Source organism: Thermostichus sp. OS-CIW-33 (assembly GCF_054059615.1).
In genome coordinates, this window is the sequence record NZ_JBSSCH010000019.1 from 25554 (window position 1) to 43490 (window position 17937).

General features: G+C 59.7%; 15 protein-coding genes. 6 read left to right on the top strand and 9 right to left on the bottom strand.

Translation table 11 applies throughout. The features are described 5' to 3' along the window. Positions 1–23: 23 nt before the first annotated feature. Both ACVWZG_RS11705 and recJ read right to left on the bottom strand, forming a co-directional pair. The gene (locus ACVWZG_RS11705; RefSeq protein ID WP_457407174.1) at positions 24–689 is read right to left on the bottom strand and encodes a metallophosphoesterase family protein; all 666 of its coding nucleotides are present in this window, start codon (positions 687–689) and stop codon (positions 24–26) included. Next, positions 679–3324, bottom strand: a complete 2646-nt coding sequence (gene recJ, locus ACVWZG_RS11710) for a single-stranded-DNA-specific exonuclease RecJ (RefSeq protein WP_457407175.1) — start codon at positions 3322–3324, stop codon at positions 679–681. Before recJ ends, ACVWZG_RS11705 begins: the two co-directional genes overlap by 11 nt. A 111-nt stretch (positions 3325–3435) precedes the next feature. Here recJ and ACVWZG_RS11715 point away from each other — a divergent pair, with 111 nt between their 5' ends. Further along, the gene (locus tag ACVWZG_RS11715) at positions 3436–3864 is read left to right on the top strand and encodes a hypothetical protein (protein ID WP_414331038.1); all 429 of its coding nucleotides are present in this window, start codon (positions 3436–3438) and stop codon (positions 3862–3864) included. Between the two features lie 109 nt (positions 3865–3973). Next, positions 3974–5392 carry an SPOR domain-containing protein gene (locus tag ACVWZG_RS11720; RefSeq protein WP_457415388.1) on the top strand — a complete coding sequence of 473 codons (1419 nt, stop codon included), beginning with the start codon at positions 3974–3976 and terminating at the stop codon, positions 5390–5392. A 313-nt stretch (positions 5393–5705) separates the two neighbouring features. Here the strand turns inward: ACVWZG_RS11720 and ACVWZG_RS11725 are convergent, their stop codons facing one another. The 3 genes from ACVWZG_RS11725 to ACVWZG_RS11735 all read right to left on the bottom strand — a co-directional run bounded on the left by ACVWZG_RS11725 (position 5706) and on the right by ACVWZG_RS11735 (position 8752). After that, entirely contained in the window at positions 5706–6512 is an 807-nt protein-coding gene (locus ACVWZG_RS11725) for a DsbA family protein (RefSeq protein WP_457407178.1), read from the bottom strand. Positions 6513–6603: 91 nt separating this feature from the next. Beyond that, positions 6604–7131 carry an RNA recognition motif domain-containing protein gene (locus ACVWZG_RS11730; protein WP_011432462.1) on the bottom strand — a complete coding sequence of 176 codons (528 nt, stop codon included), beginning with the start codon at positions 7129–7131 and terminating at the stop codon, positions 6604–6606. Positions 7132–7384: 253 nt separating this feature from the next. After that, on the bottom strand, positions 7385–8752 hold the full coding sequence (locus tag ACVWZG_RS11735; protein WP_457407180.1) for a glutamate-5-semialdehyde dehydrogenase: 1368 nt from the start codon (positions 8750–8752) through the stop codon (positions 7385–7387). A gap of 329 nt (positions 8753–9081) precedes the next feature. On the opposite strand from ACVWZG_RS11735, the gene ctpC reads away from it, so the two are divergent. Together ctpC and argF are read left to right on the top strand one after the other, a co-directional pair. After that, positions 9082–10377, top strand: coding sequence for a carboxyl-terminal processing protease CtpC (gene ctpC / locus ACVWZG_RS11740; protein ID WP_457407182.1), 1296 nt, complete (start codon positions 9082–9084; stop codon positions 10375–10377). 204 nt (positions 10378–10581) lie between these two features. Then, a complete protein-coding gene (gene argF, locus ACVWZG_RS11745) occupies positions 10582–11499 on the top strand; it encodes an ornithine carbamoyltransferase (protein ID WP_457407184.1) in 918 nt (305 codons plus the stop codon). A gap of 270 nt (positions 11500–11769) precedes the next feature. On the opposite strand, the gene ACVWZG_RS11750 is transcribed toward argF, so the two are convergent. Continuing rightward, complete coding sequence (locus ACVWZG_RS11750; protein WP_011432458.1) at positions 11770–12195, bottom strand: ExbD/TolR family protein; 426 nt, start codon at positions 12193–12195, stop codon at positions 11770–11772. A 3-nt stretch (positions 12196–12198) separates the two neighbouring features. Further along, entirely contained in the window at positions 12199–12915 is a 717-nt protein-coding gene (locus tag ACVWZG_RS11755) for a MotA/TolQ/ExbB proton channel family protein (protein WP_457407186.1), read from the bottom strand. Positions 12916–13113: 198 nt separating this feature from the next. Here ACVWZG_RS11755 and ACVWZG_RS11760 point away from each other — a divergent pair, with 198 nt between their 5' ends. Continuing rightward, positions 13114–14967, top strand: a complete 1854-nt coding sequence (locus ACVWZG_RS11760; RefSeq protein WP_457407188.1) for a S8 family serine peptidase — start codon at positions 13114–13116, stop codon at positions 14965–14967. Beyond that, complete coding sequence (locus tag ACVWZG_RS11765; protein WP_414342539.1) at positions 14967–15188, top strand: hypothetical protein; 222 nt, start codon at positions 14967–14969, stop codon at positions 15186–15188. The genes ACVWZG_RS11760 and ACVWZG_RS11765 overlap by 1 nt, the downstream gene beginning before the upstream one ends. Before the next feature lie 454 nt (positions 15189–15642). Here ACVWZG_RS11765 and ACVWZG_RS11770 read toward each other — a convergent pair whose 3' ends face one another. Continuing rightward, positions 15643–17028: an FGGY-family carbohydrate kinase gene (locus ACVWZG_RS11770; protein WP_414332211.1), complete on the bottom strand. Its 1386-nt coding sequence runs from the start codon at positions 17026–17028 to the stop codon at positions 15643–15645. A gap of 95 nt (positions 17029–17123) precedes the next feature. Next, on the bottom strand, positions 17124–17609 hold the full coding sequence (locus ACVWZG_RS11775; protein ID WP_011432453.1) for a 2Fe-2S iron-sulfur cluster-binding protein: 486 nt from the start codon (positions 17607–17609) through the stop codon (positions 17124–17126). Between the last annotated feature and the right edge of the window lie 328 nt (positions 17610–17937).

The following is a 17937-nucleotide window of genomic DNA, read 5'->3' on the forward strand; positions in this document are numbered from 1 at the left end:
AAGGCTGTCCAAGGGCTTCCTGCCTAATGGATCTCGAGAACCATGTTGTGCAGGGCTGTGTTAATCACCAGGGTGGATCCCCATCGCTCTACCTTGCCCCCATCCCAATGCATGTGTCCGCAGATGTAGTAGCGCGGCTGCAGCTGTTCCAAAAGGGGGCGCAAAGTGGGCGTACAGCGGTGATACCACTTCCCCCCCTCATCCAAAAGGCCCCGCGGCGGAGCGTGGGTCAGCAGCAGGTCAATGGGTCGGGGGGGCTGACTGTAGAGGGTGAGCAGCTCCTGCAAATGGGCAGAGGTCAGAGACCAGCTCCAGCCACAGGGGGGAGTCCAGGGCACAGCCAAAACCTGTAACCCCAGCCACTCAAAGCAGCAGGACTGGGTGATGGCCCGCCCCCAACAGCCAACCAGCGAATTCAAAACCGAAGCTGCTGGATCGTGGTTGCCAGGTAAAAAGAGCCAGGGTTTGCCCAGGCTCTCCACTGCCGCCAAAAAGGATTGCAGATGAACCACCTCTGCTTGGGCTGCCGGATGAAAGCCCTGGGTGGCCTTGCGGGAAGGTTTGCCGGCCTTGGAACAGAAATCCCCGCAGTTGATGTAAGCATCCACCTCCGGCAGATGGGCAAGGGCCTGCCGGATCAGCCGAGCGCTGCCGTGGTAGTCAGAGCCGAGCAGCAGTTTAATCCCCATGGGCCTCTGCAGCAGAAGAATCCAGGTGGGATCGCTGAAGCAGGGCGGCAACCTGCTGCCAGGAGCTGCTGTACCAAGCTTGCTGGGCTTCCAGTTCTTCGCCGAGGGATCCCGTGGGGCCAAAATCTGGGCAGGCGTACCCCAGGGAGCGTAATCCTGCCACCAACACTGCCGGAGACAGCCACCACTGCTGGGCCAAGCGCAGCAGATCCACCTGGCTGCGGGTTTGCAGGTATTGGCGGAGCTGGCGTTGCAAGCTGGCAGCGGAGGGCAGGGGCACCGCTTGCTGATGGACGGCAATCAACAGCTCGCTGCTGGGGGTGCAACAGAGCAGCCACTTGAGGTGATCCAGAGAAGGGGGCCAGCTCCACAACCAGAGTTGATCATAGCGGTGGCCGGCTTGGGGACGGTCGTAGTGGAGAGTCAGGTACCGCCGTTCGCGATAGCGGGCCGTAGGCCTTGAAGACAAGTCAAGCCAAGGGCGGCGGAAGCCGTAGAACAGGATGGTTCCCTGCGCCTGAGGCCAGAGGACAGAAAACCGGTCCACAGCTTGCCAACGCAAGGGCTGGGTGGGCTGGGGGGTGGGGCGCCAGATCAACAGAGGTGAGGGCTCTGTCCCCCTCTGGGAGCCAGTCGAGGGCTTGGAGTTGGGCATGGGAGGAGTGGCATCCAGAGAGGCGGGGGAGATGGGAGACTTGCTCCCATCAGGGGTGCGGGGCGCTGTTTTCTCGAGAGGGGGGTTGCCGGCAGTGGCAGCCTCTTGGGCAGGTTGGATCCCGAGAATTTCCAGCTCCAGTTGGGTTTCTCCCTGCCATGTTTTGGCCTTGAGGGTGTAGGCTACATCAACTCGCTCCGGCAGCGGATGGGTTTCCGCTCCCCGCCAACGGATGGCCCAAAGAGGGCGCTGGGGCTTCGCGTTTGTGATCCCCACCAACGCATCGGTGATGCTGGCCACTCCGCGGTCATCACTGGGGGTTTTGGCGGCTGAGTCGCTCCTGCCCGGACAAGAGGACTCCGTCCGAGTAGCACGTAACCCATGGGAGCGTTGCGTAGGGAGAGCAGGATCCCGGAGCAGCAGCTTCAGGTGGCCGGGAACTGGGCCAAATCGCTGCTGTTGCAGAACCTGCAGGTTGCGGCTGCAGAAGACCGGCTCAGGGTTGCCGATACCACAGGGCTGCAGATGCTGCAGCTCTCGATAGAGGTCAAGGGTGAGATCTGACAGCGACACTTCGGCATCGATTTGCACCAGCGGCTGGATCTGCTCCGGCTGCAATTGCTGTTGGGCAAACTGCCGCAATCGTTCTTCAAAAAAAGGCCAGTCTTCTGCTCTCAGGCTAAATCCCCCGGCAGCGGGGTGGCCGCCGTGCTTGGTGAACAGATCCTTGCAAAACTCCAACGCTTGAAACACGTCAAACTCGGGGATCCCCTGCCGCGCCGAGCCACTGATCTCCCCTTGCCGCGACTGGCTGCCGATGAACACCGGACAGCCAAAACGCTCTGCCAACCGCGAGGCCACAATGCCGATCACCCCTTTATGCCATTTCTGCTGAGGGGATCCCAAAATTGTTAACACCCGCTCCTGTTGCAGATCTCGGCCTTGCTGGGCAATTTGCTCGAGGGCTTCTGCCTCGATGCGCCCGCACATCTGCTGCCGCACCTGGTTGAGCCGTTCGCAGCGGCGGGCCAGCTTCTCTGCCTGCTGGGGATCGTCGGTGGTCAGCAACTGGATCCCCATTCTCGCCCGGCCAATTCGCCCAACGGCGTTGATGCGGGGCCCCAGGCCAAACCCAATCCACTCAGGCCGCAGCCCCTCCAGGGATCCCTGCATGCCCATCACCTGCAGAAGGGCGCGGATCCCTGCCACCTGGGAGGTGGGCAAGAGGTGCAGCCCCTGCCGCACCCAAAGGCGGTTAACCCCCGTCAGCGGCGCCAGATCGGCAATGGTGCCCACAGTAAACAGTTCCAGGGCCACCCGCTGCAGATGGCCATCACCACGGCGCTCGGCCAGCGCTTGGGCCAGGAGGTAGGCAACTCCCACCCCGGCCATCCCCCGATAGGGGGAAGAGAGCGGGAGCTGCTTGGGATTGAGGATGGCATCGGCAGGGGGCAACTGGGGCGGCAAATCGTGGTGATCCGTCACGATTACCGTCAAGCCCAGAGCTTTGGCCAGTTGGATGGGCTCGTGGGCGGAGATGCCGTTGTCCACGGTGAGAATGAGGCGCACCCCCTCTCGGTGAAGCTCTTGCACCATGCGGCTGTTGAGGCCATAGCCCTCCGTCATGCGGCTGGGGATGCGGTAATGCACTGGAGCGTCCCGCAAAGCCCGCAGCAGCAGGGCCGTGCTGGTCATGCCGTCGGCATCGTAGTCGCCGCAAATGGCGATGGGCTCTTGTCGGCGAATCGCCCCGTCCAGCAAGTCCACCGCCAGGGGCAAATCGGCAAAATCCTGACTGGGTGGAGGCAGGTGGGCGGGATCCGGCTGCAGGTACTGCTGCACGGCAGCAGGGCTGGAGAGCCCGCGATTGAGTAAGATCTGAGCCAATATGGGCGAGATCCCCACTGCCTCGGCCAAGCTCTGGGCAGTCAACTTGTCCACAGGATGAAACAGCCAGCGTTGAGCAGGGATCCCGGCCATAGGGAAGGGTGGGGCATGGATGGGGACAGGGGGTAGGCAGTGCTACAGTTGGCATGTGGGCTATCCTTTTGACGTTAACCCAAAACGCTCCTCTGCTCTTCCCTGCTGTCGATGTATTCTCTACTGCTTACCTATGGCCTTAACCCGCTGACAGGCTTAAAGCTGTTGGTCAAGTCCTCTGAGCAGACCTCTCTGTGGACACTGGCCCAGCAGCTTTGGGGCCGCCCCGGATCTCGGCGACGCAGGCCGCGCCTACAAATCTCGTTAGGCCGCTTGGTGCCAGAGCAAACCGAGCACTTGTCCAAGTTGGAAGTGCTGCTGCGTCTGCGGTTTTTCATTGCCCTCGAAGCGGAAACTCCAGAGAGTGCTGCCCACCACTGTCGCGAACGGTTCTTGCTTCCTTCCGGCCAGGGATCCGCCATTCAGCTTGCCCGCTACACAGAGGGCTCGCAGCAGTACAAGACGGAGATCATCCGCTTTGCCCTGGGGGGATCCCGCACCCTTGTGGCGAGGACTCCATCCCGCCGCCGTCGCCTCTGAAACAAACTCCCCGACAAGCCATAGCGATAGAGTCTTGCCAGCCTATCTATACTGGAGATGCACTAGATCTGTGTTTCTCCCGTGAACCCAACTGGGCTGCATCTTTGCGGTGGCAGTGCGGAGCATTCTATCGGTGGTGGGCGGCATCTGCAAGCCCATCCCTGGCACAGCCTTGCCCAAACTTCGGCTTACGCTAGCTTTGAGTTGTCCTTCCCGCAAGGGGGTGAACTGCGAGCTCTGGCACTGTGGGGGATCCCCGCAGGCCCAGGCAAAGACTCCATCCCGGATGCAGAGGTTTGAGTTGCCGCCAATCCCGCCAGAGGAGATGGATCCCATGTGCAACACCCGTCAGGACTACGGCTGGCTGAAATGCTCCGTACCCCTGTTGCCAGCGCGACCGATCCTCTTTGCCGGATCCCTGGCGGCCTTTGCCCTTGTGCTCCACGCCGTTAATGGGAACGTCCTGCCGGCTGCTTTGGCCCTGACCCGTTACCAAGTGCATGTACTGGCGGATGGGGCGGCGGAGTTGGCTCAGGTGCGCACCCAGGTGCCGGATGCCTATTTTGTGCAAGGGGATGGGCAGGTTTTCATTCTGGCGGGGACGTTCATCAACCGTAGCCATGCTCAACGCCGTCAGGCCGACTTGGAACGGCTGGGGTTATCGGTGCGGGTGGTGAGCCGCCAAGAGACGGATCCCCCTCTGCCCCCTGCTTTTCCTGCCCAAGCAGCACCCAGCCGCCCTGCTGCCAGCTCAAAAGCCTCTGTGCCGCCGACGCCAACCGCTCCGCCCTTGGATCCCCAGCGTCCCTTTGCCACCCACGTGCCCAACCCCACCGGTGATCCCCGTTTGGAAGAACGGGTGCGCCGCTTCTTTCCAGGAGCCACTGTGGTGCAGTACCGCGGCCAGGTTGCTTTGCAAACGGGAACCTTCTCCCGCCTGTCGTTGGCCCAGGATCAAGCCCGCTGGCTAACCGCTCAGGGGTTACCGGCAGTGGCGGTGTCGCTGGTAGGAGAAAATGCGGGCCAGGATCCCATCTCCAACCCAGCACAAGGAGAGCGCCATTGGGTGTTGGTGGCCGATCCCACCGGGGAGAAATGGCCTGCGCTAAAACAACTCCTAGAGGGATCCCTGCCCTTGATCTACGATGACCTGCGGGTGGTGCGCACAGGTGGGTTTGCCGACCCTGCTGCTGCCGCCGAGCAGGTGCGTTACTTGGCCGGCCAAGGCTATGAAGCGGGGATCTTCCCCGCCGATCTGCGCCGCTCTCAGCCTCTTTTGCAAGCGGATCCCGTCTCCTCCTCGCCTGCCCAGGCTGTTCCTCCTGGGGAAGAAGGTGGCAGCGGATTTTGGGTGGTGGTGCCGGCTGGGGAAGAGGCCCTACCCAAGCTGCAACAGTTTGCCCCTGATGCCTTCCTGCGGGGCTCGGTGATTCAGGTGGGCACCTACCGGCAACGGGCCAACGCCGAACAGGCGCGGCGCTCTCTGGCCGAAGCAGGGTTCGATGCCCGCATCCTGCCCGTGGAGTAGCCAAGAGCCACTTCCGCCATAAACGCTCTCCTCCTTCCCTGCCGTTGGGGATCCCCATTCGGCCCAAATGGCGACTTGGGTGAGTTTCTGCTTTTGACATACTCCCCACCCTACTGGCTTGTCAAAGCCTACAGCCCGCTTGGGCGAATAGAGCGGTTGACTACCCTGCCACTGCCCTGAGCCTACCGTAAAGCCCTCCTCAAGGACGGAGCGTTTGGGCAACTGGGCGAGGCTGGTAAGAAGGATAGGCCAGCCGTTGCACCACCTGTTTGCAATACACCACCTGTTTCAATAGCAGTGCGGAGCATTTTTCCTAGAGGGCTTGCTTAGCCTGCTGCAGCGTCTGCTCAAACACCTCCAGCGGCTGCGCACCGGAGAAGGCAATGCCGTTCAAGATGAAATGGGGAGTGCCACCGATGCCCAGTTGAGAGGCCAAGTCAATATCTCGCTGAATGGCGCGTTCTGCCGCCCGACTGCGCCGATCCCGATTGAATTTTTCTACATTCAAGCCCAGCTTCTCAGCAGTGGCCACATAAAACCCATCCCCAAGCTGGGATTGGTTGGCAAACAGCTCGTCGTGAAACTCCCAGAACTTACCTTGACGTTGGGCGGCCCAAGCAGCACGGGCAGCCGCCATCGCTTCTGGGTGAATGCTGGTCAAAGGCAGGTGCTTGTACACCAAGGTCACCTCATCCCCGTGGTCGGCCATGAACTGCTTGAGGGTGCTGTGGGCGCGGGCGCAGAAGGGGCATTGAAAATCGGAGAACTCCACCAACACTAACCGCAGAGCGTCGGATCCCAGTCGAGGGGAATCTCCGATGACGGCGCGTGGGTTCTCCCGCAGTTGACGGCCAAATTCTTCCGCCAGCCGCTGCTGTTGTTGCTGCTGCTCCTGGTACTGTCGCTGCTGGTATTCCTGTACGGCCTCCAGAATCACCTGGGGGTTCTTTCGAATGATCTGCAGCACCTGCTCTTCCAAATCTGCCGGGGCAGCCGCCGCCGCTGGTAGGAAAACCGGAGCTCCACTTCCCACTCCCAGCAGAACCATCAGCCCGAACAAAAGTCCAGCCCGGGCCAAGCTCCGCCCCCAAGCGCGAAAAATCCTCACCAGCCTATGCATCCCAACCCCCCTCTCAAACATGCCTAGAGCCGTCGCAACTCACCCAGCCTACCGTCAGATCCCAACAGTGTCTATCACTCGTTCGGGGGGGTTAGGAATTGGTGACCTGCAGAAGCTGCTCCTTGATCCGCTGCAACTGGCTGGCCCAGCGGGGATCCGGCTCAGAGGCTGCCTCACTTTCGGCGACGACGGTGGAGCGCCCACCCTTATTGCCGCGCTGGCGTTGCTTTTTGCTGGGGGCAGGGTTTTCTGCCGACTCTTTAGAGCCCTTGGCCTCAGAATCTCTGGACGCTCTGGAATCTTTGGAACCTCTGGACTCTTTGGATGAAGGCTCAGAGGTCGCTGTTTTGGATTCGCCTTCTTCCCCTCGGTCGCGCGGCTGGGCGAGCTCAATGCGCAAGTTGACATCCCCAAAGCTGTGGCCGTTGAACTTTTCGATGTACTGCTGCGCCTGCTCTTCGGTGTTCACCGTTACAAAGCCGAAGCCGCGGCATTTGCCTGTCTTCCGATCCCGGATCACCTTGGTGGAAATGACCTCACCGGCAGAGCGAAAGAGCTTCTCCAGTGCCTGACGATCCACCTCTTCCGGCAGATTTCCAACATACAGACGCACAGGCATGATCCAGCGAAGCTCCTAATCGAAATAACAAAAGGCCAAAATGCAAAGCGCTACATCTAGGGCGCTCAAGCCCATAACATCAAACCCGGAACCCGGTAGTCCATTGTCACACTATAGCGCGCCGCAAAGCGCAACCCTTGGCAATCACGAAGCTATTTTTTAATTTACCTCAACCTGGAGCCGCGAAGACGAGGAGAACGGTTTTTGTGAACGACTGCTTTGTACAGCCGGTTTGTACAGCCGGCTTTTGCAGCTAAGCTAAGCCGGTGTTGTTCAGGCGATCCCGATGTTGAAAAGGTCGCGCCTGGGGGCCTGTGTAGTCGGCTACAAGATGTCCTTGCCCTCGCAGTTGGTAGCGGTAAGTCACCAAGCCTTCCAAGCCCACCGGGCCGCGCGGCGGCAGTTTTTGGGTGCTGATGCCCACTTCTGCCCCAAAGCCGTAGCGAAACCCGTCGGCAAAGCGGGTGGAAGCGTTGTGAAAGACCCCCGCTGCATCCACTTCATCCAGAAATCGCCGGGCGGCGGCGGCATCTTCGGTCACAATCGCCTCGGTATGGCGGGATCCGTACTGCTGGATGTGGGCAATGGCCTCGTCAAGGGAGCCCACCACTTTAATAGAGAGGATCAAATCGGCATACTCGGTGCTCCAGTCGTCCTCGGTGGCCGGGATCAGATCCGGCACCAGCTCGCGGCAGAGGGGATCCCCCCGCAATTCCACCCCCTTTTCCCGCAGGGCCTTGACCGCCAGAGGCAAAAAGTGGGGGGCTATGGCCTCGTGAACCAACAGGGTCTCGATGGCATTGCAGGCGGCGGGGTACTGGGTTTTGCTGTCCACCGTCAGCTTGATTGCCATGTCCACGTTCGCTGCCCGATCCACGTACAGGTGACACAGGCCATCGGCATGGCCCAATACCGGGATGCGGGTATTCTCCAGGATGTAGCGGACAAAGCTGCTGGAGCCGCGGGGGATGATCAGGTCTACCAGCCCCTCCAGTTGCAGTAGGGCCTTGACCTCAGCGCGGCTGGTGAGCAACTGCAGGGATCCCTGGGGAAACTCTGGGATCTGCTGCAGGCCCGCCTGAATGGCCGCCATCAAGGCTTGACAGGAGAGCAAAGCTTCGGATCCCCCCTTGAGCAAGACGCTATTGCCGGTTTTCACCGCCAGGGCAGCAATTTGCACCAGAGCATCGGGCCGCGACTCGAAGATTACCCCCAGGACCCCCAAAGGGTAGGTGCGCCGTTCCAAAATTAGCCCCTCGTCCAGTTCCCGGATCAGCAAAGCTCGGCCCACCGGATCCCCCAGCCGGATCACCTGCCGCACTCCGGCCACCATGTCGGCCAGTTTGTGGGCGTCCAGCTTCAGGCGAGCATAGGCAGATGCCGACAACTCCCCGGCTTTCACCATCTCCGCCGCCCGCTCCAAATCCGCCCGGTTGGCGGCCAAGATAGGCTCTTGGTGCTCCACCAAGGCAGTGGCCATGGCCTCTAGAGCGGCATTCTTAATAGCCGTGGGCAAGGTGGCCGTGTGTTGGGCAGCAGCGCGGGCCAACTGCACTTGGGACAGCAGCGGGCGCTCTGAGGCAGATGCAAGCGAGCTGGGGCAATCGGTGGCGAGGGACATAGAGTCAGAAAGGGGGCAAAGTGCCCATTTGGAAGAAAAGGGTTGCGATGATAGGTTGTAACAAAGTTGTGTTGAACTGTGATCCTAGAAGCACCCCCGGCAGGGATCCCTATGCTAGGTTGGGCACAGTCGGTTGGGGTTATCTGTAGCCTACCAAAATCCGGATCCCACTTGCTGCAGCAGGGGAGCCTTTCCTTGCTCTCGATGCTTCTAAGCTGAAGTTCGCATAGGGGAAGACCCTTGCTCGAAACCCAGTTCCCTGACAATTAGAGATCCACCTCTGGAGATCCACCTCGTCAACCTCGATTTAGCGCCTTCCAGGAGAGCCAATGAGAAAGCGTGGGTTTGTGGTTAGTGCAACGGCTGCGGTGATGACAGCGGTGTCGCTGGTCGGCGTGCAGCTATCTATGCCGGGTTGGGCGGGGTTTCGCCGGGATCCCAAAGAGGTGGTGGACGAGGTTTGGCAAATTGTCAATCGGGAATATGTGGATCCGTCTTTTAATTCCCTGGATTGGGAAGCGGTGCGGCGGGATCTGCTCAGCCGAGAGTATGCCACCCGAGAAGATGCCTACGCGGCCATCCGGGAAGCCCTGAAGAAACTGAACGATCCCTACACCCGCTTTCTGGATCCGGATCAGTTTGCCAGCATGCAAATCGATACATCCGGCGAGCTGACCGGGGTGGGGATCACGCTGGGCATGGATCAGGAGACAAACGAGCTGGTGGTGATCTCCCCCATTGAAGGGTCTCCTGCCGACCGGGCTGGGATCAAATCCAAAGACGTGATCGTGCGCATCGACGACAAGTCCACCGAAGGCATGGACACCAACGCTGCAGTCAACCTCATTCGGGGCGAGCCGGGTACGCGGGTGCGGCTGACCATTCGCCGCGAGGGGGAAGGGCTAAAGGTGTTCGATTTGGTGCGGGAAAGAATTGAGCTGGCCACCGTGCGCTACGAGGTTCACGAGGAAAACGGCCTGCCCATTGGCTATATCCGGATTACCCAGTTTTCCGGCAACGCCGCCGAGAAGGTGCGCCAAGCCATTCGCGAGCTGGAAAAACAAGGGGTAGCCGCCTATGTTCTGGATTTGCGCGCCAACCCAGGGGGCCTGCTCTACTCCAGCGCCGAGATTGCCCGCATGTGGATTAACCGGGGCAGCATCGTCTCGACGGTGAACCGCCAAGGGGAGCAGGATCGCCTGACGGCCAACAACACGGCCCTTACCGATAAACCTTTGGCCGTTTTGGTGGATGGTGGCTCGGCCAGCGCCAGCGAGATTCTGTCGGGGGCTCTGCAGGATAACCGTCGCGCCGTGATCGTCGGCACGCAAACTTTCGGCAAGGGCCTGGTGCAGTCGGTGCATCCCCTGTCCGATGGATCTGGGCTGGCGGTAACCATTGCCCGTTATCGCACTCCCAACGGTAACGACATCGACCACAAGGGCATTACCCCCGACATTTTGGTGGAATTGTCCGAGGAAGATCTGAAGCGGCTCAGCCAGAACCGAGAATTGGTGGCCACCCCAGCCGACCCACAGTATGCTGCTGCCATCCAGGCTCTGCAGGCTCAGATCTCTGCCCGTCGGCAACAGGCCCAGGAGGTCATTCGTTCCTCTTCACGTTAGCCGGTGTTGGGGGCGGTTTTGATGGGTCTCAGATCTGGCACTCCTGAGACTGGGGTTAAGCCGAGGCCCAAGCTATTTAAGACTATTAAGACTCTTCTCATTCGAGTTATTCGAGGAGTGTTGACCAGCGCCGGGCTGGGGATGCTTTTATTGTTTCTGTAGGTGGCGCGTAGCACAATGGCGGGGTCGAAGATCGCGGGATCCATGAATTTGGTCGGACGGGATCTGCTCAAGCTCAGCGACCTAACCCCGGCGGAGCTGTCGGCCCTGCTAGCCCAGGCGGCTGAGTTAAAGCGGGATCCTTATCGGGTGGAGCTGCGGGGTCGGGTGTTGGGGCTGTTGTTTCAGAAAGCTTCTACCCGCACCCGCGCCAGTTTTACTGCAGCCATGGCCCAATGCGGAGGCAGCACCCTGGATCTGGTGCCGACGGTGATGCAGGTGAGCCGCGGCGAGCCCCTGCAGGATACGGCCCGCGTCCTCTCCCGCTACCTGGATGTGATTGCCATTCGCACCTACGACCAGAAGGAGCTGGAAACCTTTGCCGAGTATGCCGATGTTCCGGTGATCAACGCCCTCACCGATCAGTTTCACCCCTGTCAGGTGTTGGCCGATCTGCTCACCATTCAGGAGAACTTTGGCCAACTGGCGGGCCTGACCCTGGCCTATTGCGGCGATGGCAACAACGTTGCCCACTCCCTGCTGTTGGGTTGTGCCATGAGCGGGATCCACATCCGCGTCGCCACCCCCCCCGGTTACGAACCGGATGCGGCAGTGGTGGAGCAAGCCTGCGCTCTGGCCCAGGGATCCCAGGTGTTGGTGCTGCAGGATCCCCAGGAAGCCGTCTCTGGAGCTCAGGTGGTCTATACCGATGTGTGGGCCAGCATGGGTCAAGAAGCTGAGGCCGAGGCCCGCAAGGCCACCTTTCTGCCCTACCAGGTCAATGCCGAGCTGCTGCAACGGGCGGATCCGCAAGCCATTGTGCTGCACTGCCTGCCGGCCCACCGAGAAGAGGAAATCACCACTGAAGTACTGGAGGGATCCCAGTCCCGCGTGTGGGATCAGGCGGAAAATCGCCTACATGTGCAAAAGGCACTCCTGATTCAGGTGCTGGGCGCAGGATGACCCCTCACCCCCAGGCTAGAGAGCGGGTTAGCAAATGAGCTTACCGGAAAACTGGGTCTATGGTCATTTCGATTTAAACCAGGACACTGCACCCACACCCCAAACGTTGGTCGCGTCGGCGTTGCAGAGCAATAGCGTTGCGGAGCGATAATGCAGAGGGCCAGAAGGTTTTTCAAGGACTCCGTCCCGCTGGCGCGACCAGTAGCCTAGGCGTCTCACCCTAACCTGAAATGACTATATTTGACAAAACTGGCCCAAATCCTAAGCTGGCTACCGATTACTGCTGGGGCGGCGGGCGGCAATTGCCAGGCTGACATTGGGCACCCGCTGCAGAGTATCCATCACCTCCACCACCTTGCCGTGGGAGAGGGCCAAATCGGCGTTGATCACCACCAAGCGCCGCCCTTCAGCCGGCTTCTCGGCCAGGATGCGTTCCACTGCTGGGATCAGAGCAGAGATATCGGCAATCTTCTCCTGATTGACAGCAATCTGTCCTTCCGCCGTCAGGCTCACCGTTACATCCGGCTGCAGACGAACTTCGGCTGTAGTGGCGTCCGGCAGGTTGACATCCAGAGCCTCGGAGCGGGTGAGCACCAGGCTGGCAATCACGAAAAACACCAGGATCGAGAAGATGACATCGATCAGGGGCACGATGTTGATCTCGCCAGCTCGGAAGTTCTCTTCGGGGATGCGCATAGGTTAGGAGGGCTCAAGCGAGGAGTAGGGGGGAAGGGTGGAGCTGCCACTGGGGCTAGATTGGGTGTAGGAATACTGGGAAAGCTGTTGGGCCTGCATCTCTTGCCGCTGCCGATGCAGCAGCTCCAGCATGCCGCCGTACTCTTGGATCTTAGAGAGTTGCCGCAGGTACAAAGAGCGGAAGACGTTGGAAATCAACAGGGTGGGAATAGCCACAATCAGTCCAAAGGCCGTCGAGTACAGGGCTTCGGCGATCCCCTGACCTACCCCCTGGGTATCGGTGCCGCCGATATCCCCCAGTTGAATGGAGCTGAGGATCTGGATGATGCCGGTGACGGTGCCCAACAAGCCCAAGAAGGGGGCAACGGTGATTACGGTGTCGAAGACAGTGTTGAAGCGCTTCAGCAGAGGCACTTCTGCCGCCAGGGCCGTTTCCAGAGCCAGCTTAAAATCTTCCGGGCTGGCCTCGTTCAGCTCCAACCCGGCCAAAAAGATGCGGGCAATCGGCAAATCGGCATTTTGCTCCAGCAAATACTGGGCAGCGCGCGGGTTGCGCCGGTACTGACTCAGGGCCTGCCGCACCACCTCCTCCTGCCGATGGGTGATCTTCCACCAAAACAGCACCCGCTCAATGCAACAGGCCACTGAGAAGACCGAGAACGTCAACAGGGGGATGGAGTAGTACCAACCCTGGATCATGAGCTGCAAGACTCTATCCATCGATCCTGATTCCCCCCTCCAAGCGGCAGTTTACGCTCATCTTGTCATAGCACTTTCTCGGCAGGGCTGGGATCCCTTCTTGCGCGGCGAAGGTTGCACCTTTTGGCAATTTTGCCCCCATGCCGGATCTCATCTCGTCAATTGTCAATCCAGAGGGCATACTGGTTGCAACAATTTTGGATCCCGAGGGCGTGAATTATGAAATTCAGACGCTGGTTGGGTCTTTGCTGCGCCGGCTTGATGGCCTTGCTGTTGACGGCTTGCGGCAAGGGATCCGCCCCCTACGACAGCATCGTGGTCAATTTTGTAAACACGGCCACCCCCAGTCAGATTGCTGCTATCGCTAAAGAGTATCACTTGACGCTCCGCCCCAGCAGCGACAGCGCTTTTGCCCGCCAAGAAGCGATCTACCTGTTTGACGTGGATGCCAACCACCTGGGATCCACGCGGCGGCTGGTTAAGCGGCTCACCGACGAAGCCTTGATCGAGTATGCTCACCCCAACTATCAATTCCAGGCGGCTTTCGTGCCCAACGACCGCCTCTATCCCCAGCAATGGAACCTCAGGGCCATCCGCATGCCGGAAGCCTGGGACATCTCCCAAGGGGAAGGGGTGACGGTAGCCGTGGTGGACACGGGAGTAACCCGAGTTCCCGACCTGGCCCAAACCCAATTTGTGAAGGGCTATGACTTTGTGGACGACGATGAGGAGCCGGAAGACCTCAACGGCCACGGCACCCATGTGGCGGGAACCATTGCCCAGTCCACCAACAATTTCTTGGGTGTAGCCGGCATCGCCTTCAAGGCCAAGATCATGCCGGTGCGGGTGTTGGATGCCAATGGCTTTGGATCCCTGTCGGATGTGGTGGAAGGGATCCGCTATGCTGCCGACCACGGGGCTACGATCATCAACCTCAGCCTGGGTAGCCGCGCTTCTGCCCAACTGATGGAGGAGGCGGTGGCCTATGCCCACAGCAAGGGGGTGACGGTGATCGCAGCCGCCGGCAACGAAAACTCCAACCAGGTGAGCTACCCGGCCCGTTACCCGCATGTGATCGCTGTCTCGGCCACGGGGCCCAACGGGGAGAAAGCCCCCTACTCCAACTATGGGGTGGGGGTGGACATCTCTGCTCCCGGCGGAGCCAAAACGCCTGATCACCCCGAGTACGGCATTCTGCAGCAAACCATCAATCGTCGTAACCCCAACGAGCCGGTCTTTGCCTACTTCCAAGGCACCAGCATGGCCACTCCCCACGTAGCCGGTGTGGCAGCTCTGATCCAGGCTCAGGGCATCAAAGACCCGGACAAGGTGGAGGAAGTGCTGAAAATGTCGGCTACCCCAGTGCCCGGCGACAAACAGAACTTCTACGGGGCTGGTCGTTTGGATGCAGCCAAGGCGCTGGCCAGGGCCACAGGGCAACAGGAGGAAAACCCCTTGGTGCTCTGGTTGAAGGACTTCCTGCAGTACCTGAACAACAATGGCTACCTCAACCCACGCTTCTGGTTCGATGGCGGCCCGATTGCTCTGGTGCCGAAGCTGCTGATGGTGGTGGGCGGATACATCATCCTGGTGCTGATCCGCTGGTGGCTGGCTCCCAAGCGGTTGCTGCAGACGGTGCCTTTGCTGGCTGGGATGCTTTTGGGCAGTGCCGGTCTTTTCCCCTTGCAGGGGTTGGCGATTGTCGGTGGCCCCCGTTGGCCCTTCCAATTGGCGGGTAGCTCCCTGCCGGAGTTGGGCACCGCCTTTGCCCAGACCAATGCCTTGAACCCCCTATTTGCCAGCGTGTTGATCCCAGGCCTGTTGATGTTGCTGCTCCTGGGCCATCGGCGCTGGCGCTGGGCGGTGATTGGCTTGTGCATCGGCATGGCCTCGCATCTGCTCTTGTCCGGATCCCTGTTCTATGAGGGGGTGCTATGGCTTGGATCCTCTGCTTGGTTGGGTCGCTCCTTCTTGCTCTTCAATGGCTTGCTCTGCCTGGGCCTGGCCTACTTGGGAGCGCAAGCGGCTACGGAATCTCAATCCACGGCAACTGGGCTGGCGCTGAGGCAGTGATGCAAGAGTACAGCGGTACCATCCAGTTCCTGGATATCGAAGGGGGAGTGTGGGTGCTGACGCTGCCTTCCGGCGAGCACTATGCCCTTTTCCGTGCCCCCAAAGAGCTCTTGCAAGAGGGACTAGAGGTCACCATCCAGGGACAGATCAGAGAAGACATGGTGACGGTGGCTCAGGTAGGGCCGGTTTTAGAAGTCAAGAGCTTCCAGCGGCAGCCCTAGCTTGGCTTGCGGCTCCGGCCATACCAATCGGGGATCCCCAAGCGGGGATCCCTGCTTTTCGATGTCAGAATGCTTTTACAGTCGCTTCAAACAAGATTGAGACACCTCGCTGCCGACCCTCACCCCTAGCTTCTCTCTCAGGAGAGAAGGAAAGTTAGGAAGCAATGCAACGAAAATATTTCATTTCCGTTTAAAAAGAATCTCGTTTCCACGGCTGAGCATTCACGAAGCTCAAAAAACGTAGGTAGGCAGCTGTATCCCGTGACCGCTTAATACTTACATAGTCATAAGTCTGTAGCCTGAACAACTGGGAAACCATCATCGCTGTTTTAGAGGGGAAACCTACTGGCGAAAGCGGGACGGGATCCTTTGCGGCAAGGGCTGTTGTGGAACCAGTAACAAGAATCCTCACCCTACCGCTACGGGGAAGCAAGCCAGTAGAGCAGGGAACATGTCAAAGCAGGTTGCTCAGGCGGCTGTGAAAGACCGAGTAGATCTCTGCGTAAGACTTCACCCACTCTGGATCCGGTTGAACATAGCGTTCTACCTGTACCAATCGATCGGCAGCCTGTTGGACAGAGCAGCACCAATAGGCAGAAGCGGCCAAGATGGCTGCCCCCACAGCCGGCTCCGGGTGTTTCACCACAGCCAAGGGACGAGCAAGGATGCTGGCGCGTAGGCGCAACCAGAGAGGGCTTTTGCTGCCTCCACCGGTGGTGAAAATCGGGCTCTGCTCTGGCACTGGGATCCCTTGAGCGGCCAACGTTTCCAGCCCCAGCCGCTCCACCATCGCTACCCCCTCCAACAAAGCAGCGTAAAAACGGGGGGATCCCTCTTCTGCCTCCGGCAAGAACCCGGCAAACTGGGGATCGACAATGGGAAAACGCTCTCCCGGCTGACAAAGGGGATAGCTGACCAGCCCGGTGGGCAGATAAGCCTGAGCTTGCTGATCCAGCATTTGCAGGTTGCCGTCGGGGAAGTAATGAGGCAAAACTCCGCCTCCACAAAAAGAGGCGGCCCCCGGCCACCAAACCATTCGTTCGCGACAGCGGTGCGGAGCACTGTCCGGGTGCAAATGGGAATAGATGCTTGGGGTTTGTATGGGATCCGGACTGTTGGCCTTAAAAATAAGGGTTGTGCCCAAGCTGGTGGAAACCTGCCCCAAGCGAATAGCCCCTGCCGCCAGTTGCCCGGCACAGCCATCGGTGATCCCTGCCGCGATCAGCACTTCCGGCCCCAACCCCCAGTCTGCTCGCACCGTTCCTAAAACCGTTCCCGGCGGTACCACCTCGGGGAAATGCTTGGGGTTTAGGCCCTGCCGCGCCAACCACTCCTGAGGCCAGGTGTAGGCCTCCAGGTCGAAACCGCTCTTGAGGGCATGGGTGTGATCGGTCACCTGCCTGCGCCCCCCCAGTTGGCTCAGCAAAAAGTCCGCCGGATGGGCCAAGTAGCTGTCTCGATACTGATCAGGATAGGCTTCCGCCCACCACAGCCAACGGCTGAGACCCCAACTGGCAGGGATCCCTAATTGCTTGGCCTGAGCCTGGCCCCGTGGGTCAGAATACAGCCACGCCTGTTCCAACGGCATGCCTCGACCATCCACCGGCAGAATGGTGCCGGAAGTGCTGCAAGCACTCAGAGCTGCAATGGAATACTGCTCCCCCAGTTGCGCGGTCAGTTGTCCCAAAAGGGCTTTCAGGGTTCGCAACCAGCGGCCCGGATTGGTCTCTGGGGGATCCCACTGGCGCTCGCTTTTGGCCACCACCTCCCCCTGCTCTGAGAGGGCCACCACCCGCATCCCAGAAGTGCCCAGATCGATCCCAAGAAACACAGGGGGCATAGGAATACTCACCTGAGAATGCTTTGTTTATATACGGGGTGGCCAAGTGGCCTCAAAAAGGGGCCCAAACTGGCTCAAAAGATGGGATCAAAATCTCAAAACTCCTGGCTGCTCCGAGCCAGTGCTTCTTGGATATCCAGATCCAGCCCTCTCACCGATTCCAGCACCGAGCGGGTGATCAGCTTGCCCTCCTGCACCAAAACCGCGCCGGTTACAGGGTGCAAAAGTGGCTGCTCCGCTCGCCGACCGATCAACGCCTCGATATCCTGAAAAGCATGGATGTACATCCCGGCAGGCAATTCCACCACCACCCCTTCCCCCAGCACCCGCGCTTGGCAGGCCAAGCGAGAGTTAGGCTTGCAGGTGGTGATCACCTCCAGGGTGCGCTGCTCCCGCTTGCTCATCGGGGATAAAGACTCCATCCCCTCCTTAACGTACACATGACAGGTGGCGCAGAGGCCGCGCCCACCGCACTCTTTCAACACATTCAGCTCTTCTTGCAGCAGCACCGAGAGCAAATTGCTGTTGGTGGCGATTTCAGACACTTGGGCAATGGGATCCAACCGCACACGCTTGACCATAGTCCGCACTTTTTGGGCTACTGGATGCTAAAAAAGCTAGCATCTTTCACCAATGCAGATTGCCGGAACAGGGCAGTTCTACCTAAGCATGCAGGAAAATCCCCCATGCGCCATTCAGGTCTCGGTGCATACGAATGCCCTCTGAGCCTTCTCGGCACTCCAACTATAGGTCTTGCTGGTGTAGGCTTCAGAAACTTGACCAAAAGGCGCGGCAAGCCCCGTCCTTCAGGGCGGGGAAGGATAGCGCCGACCATAGCCGACGCCCTTTAAAAACGCAGTGCCGGCCATGTGAATATCGTTGTCATCACGCATAGGCCAAGAATACGAT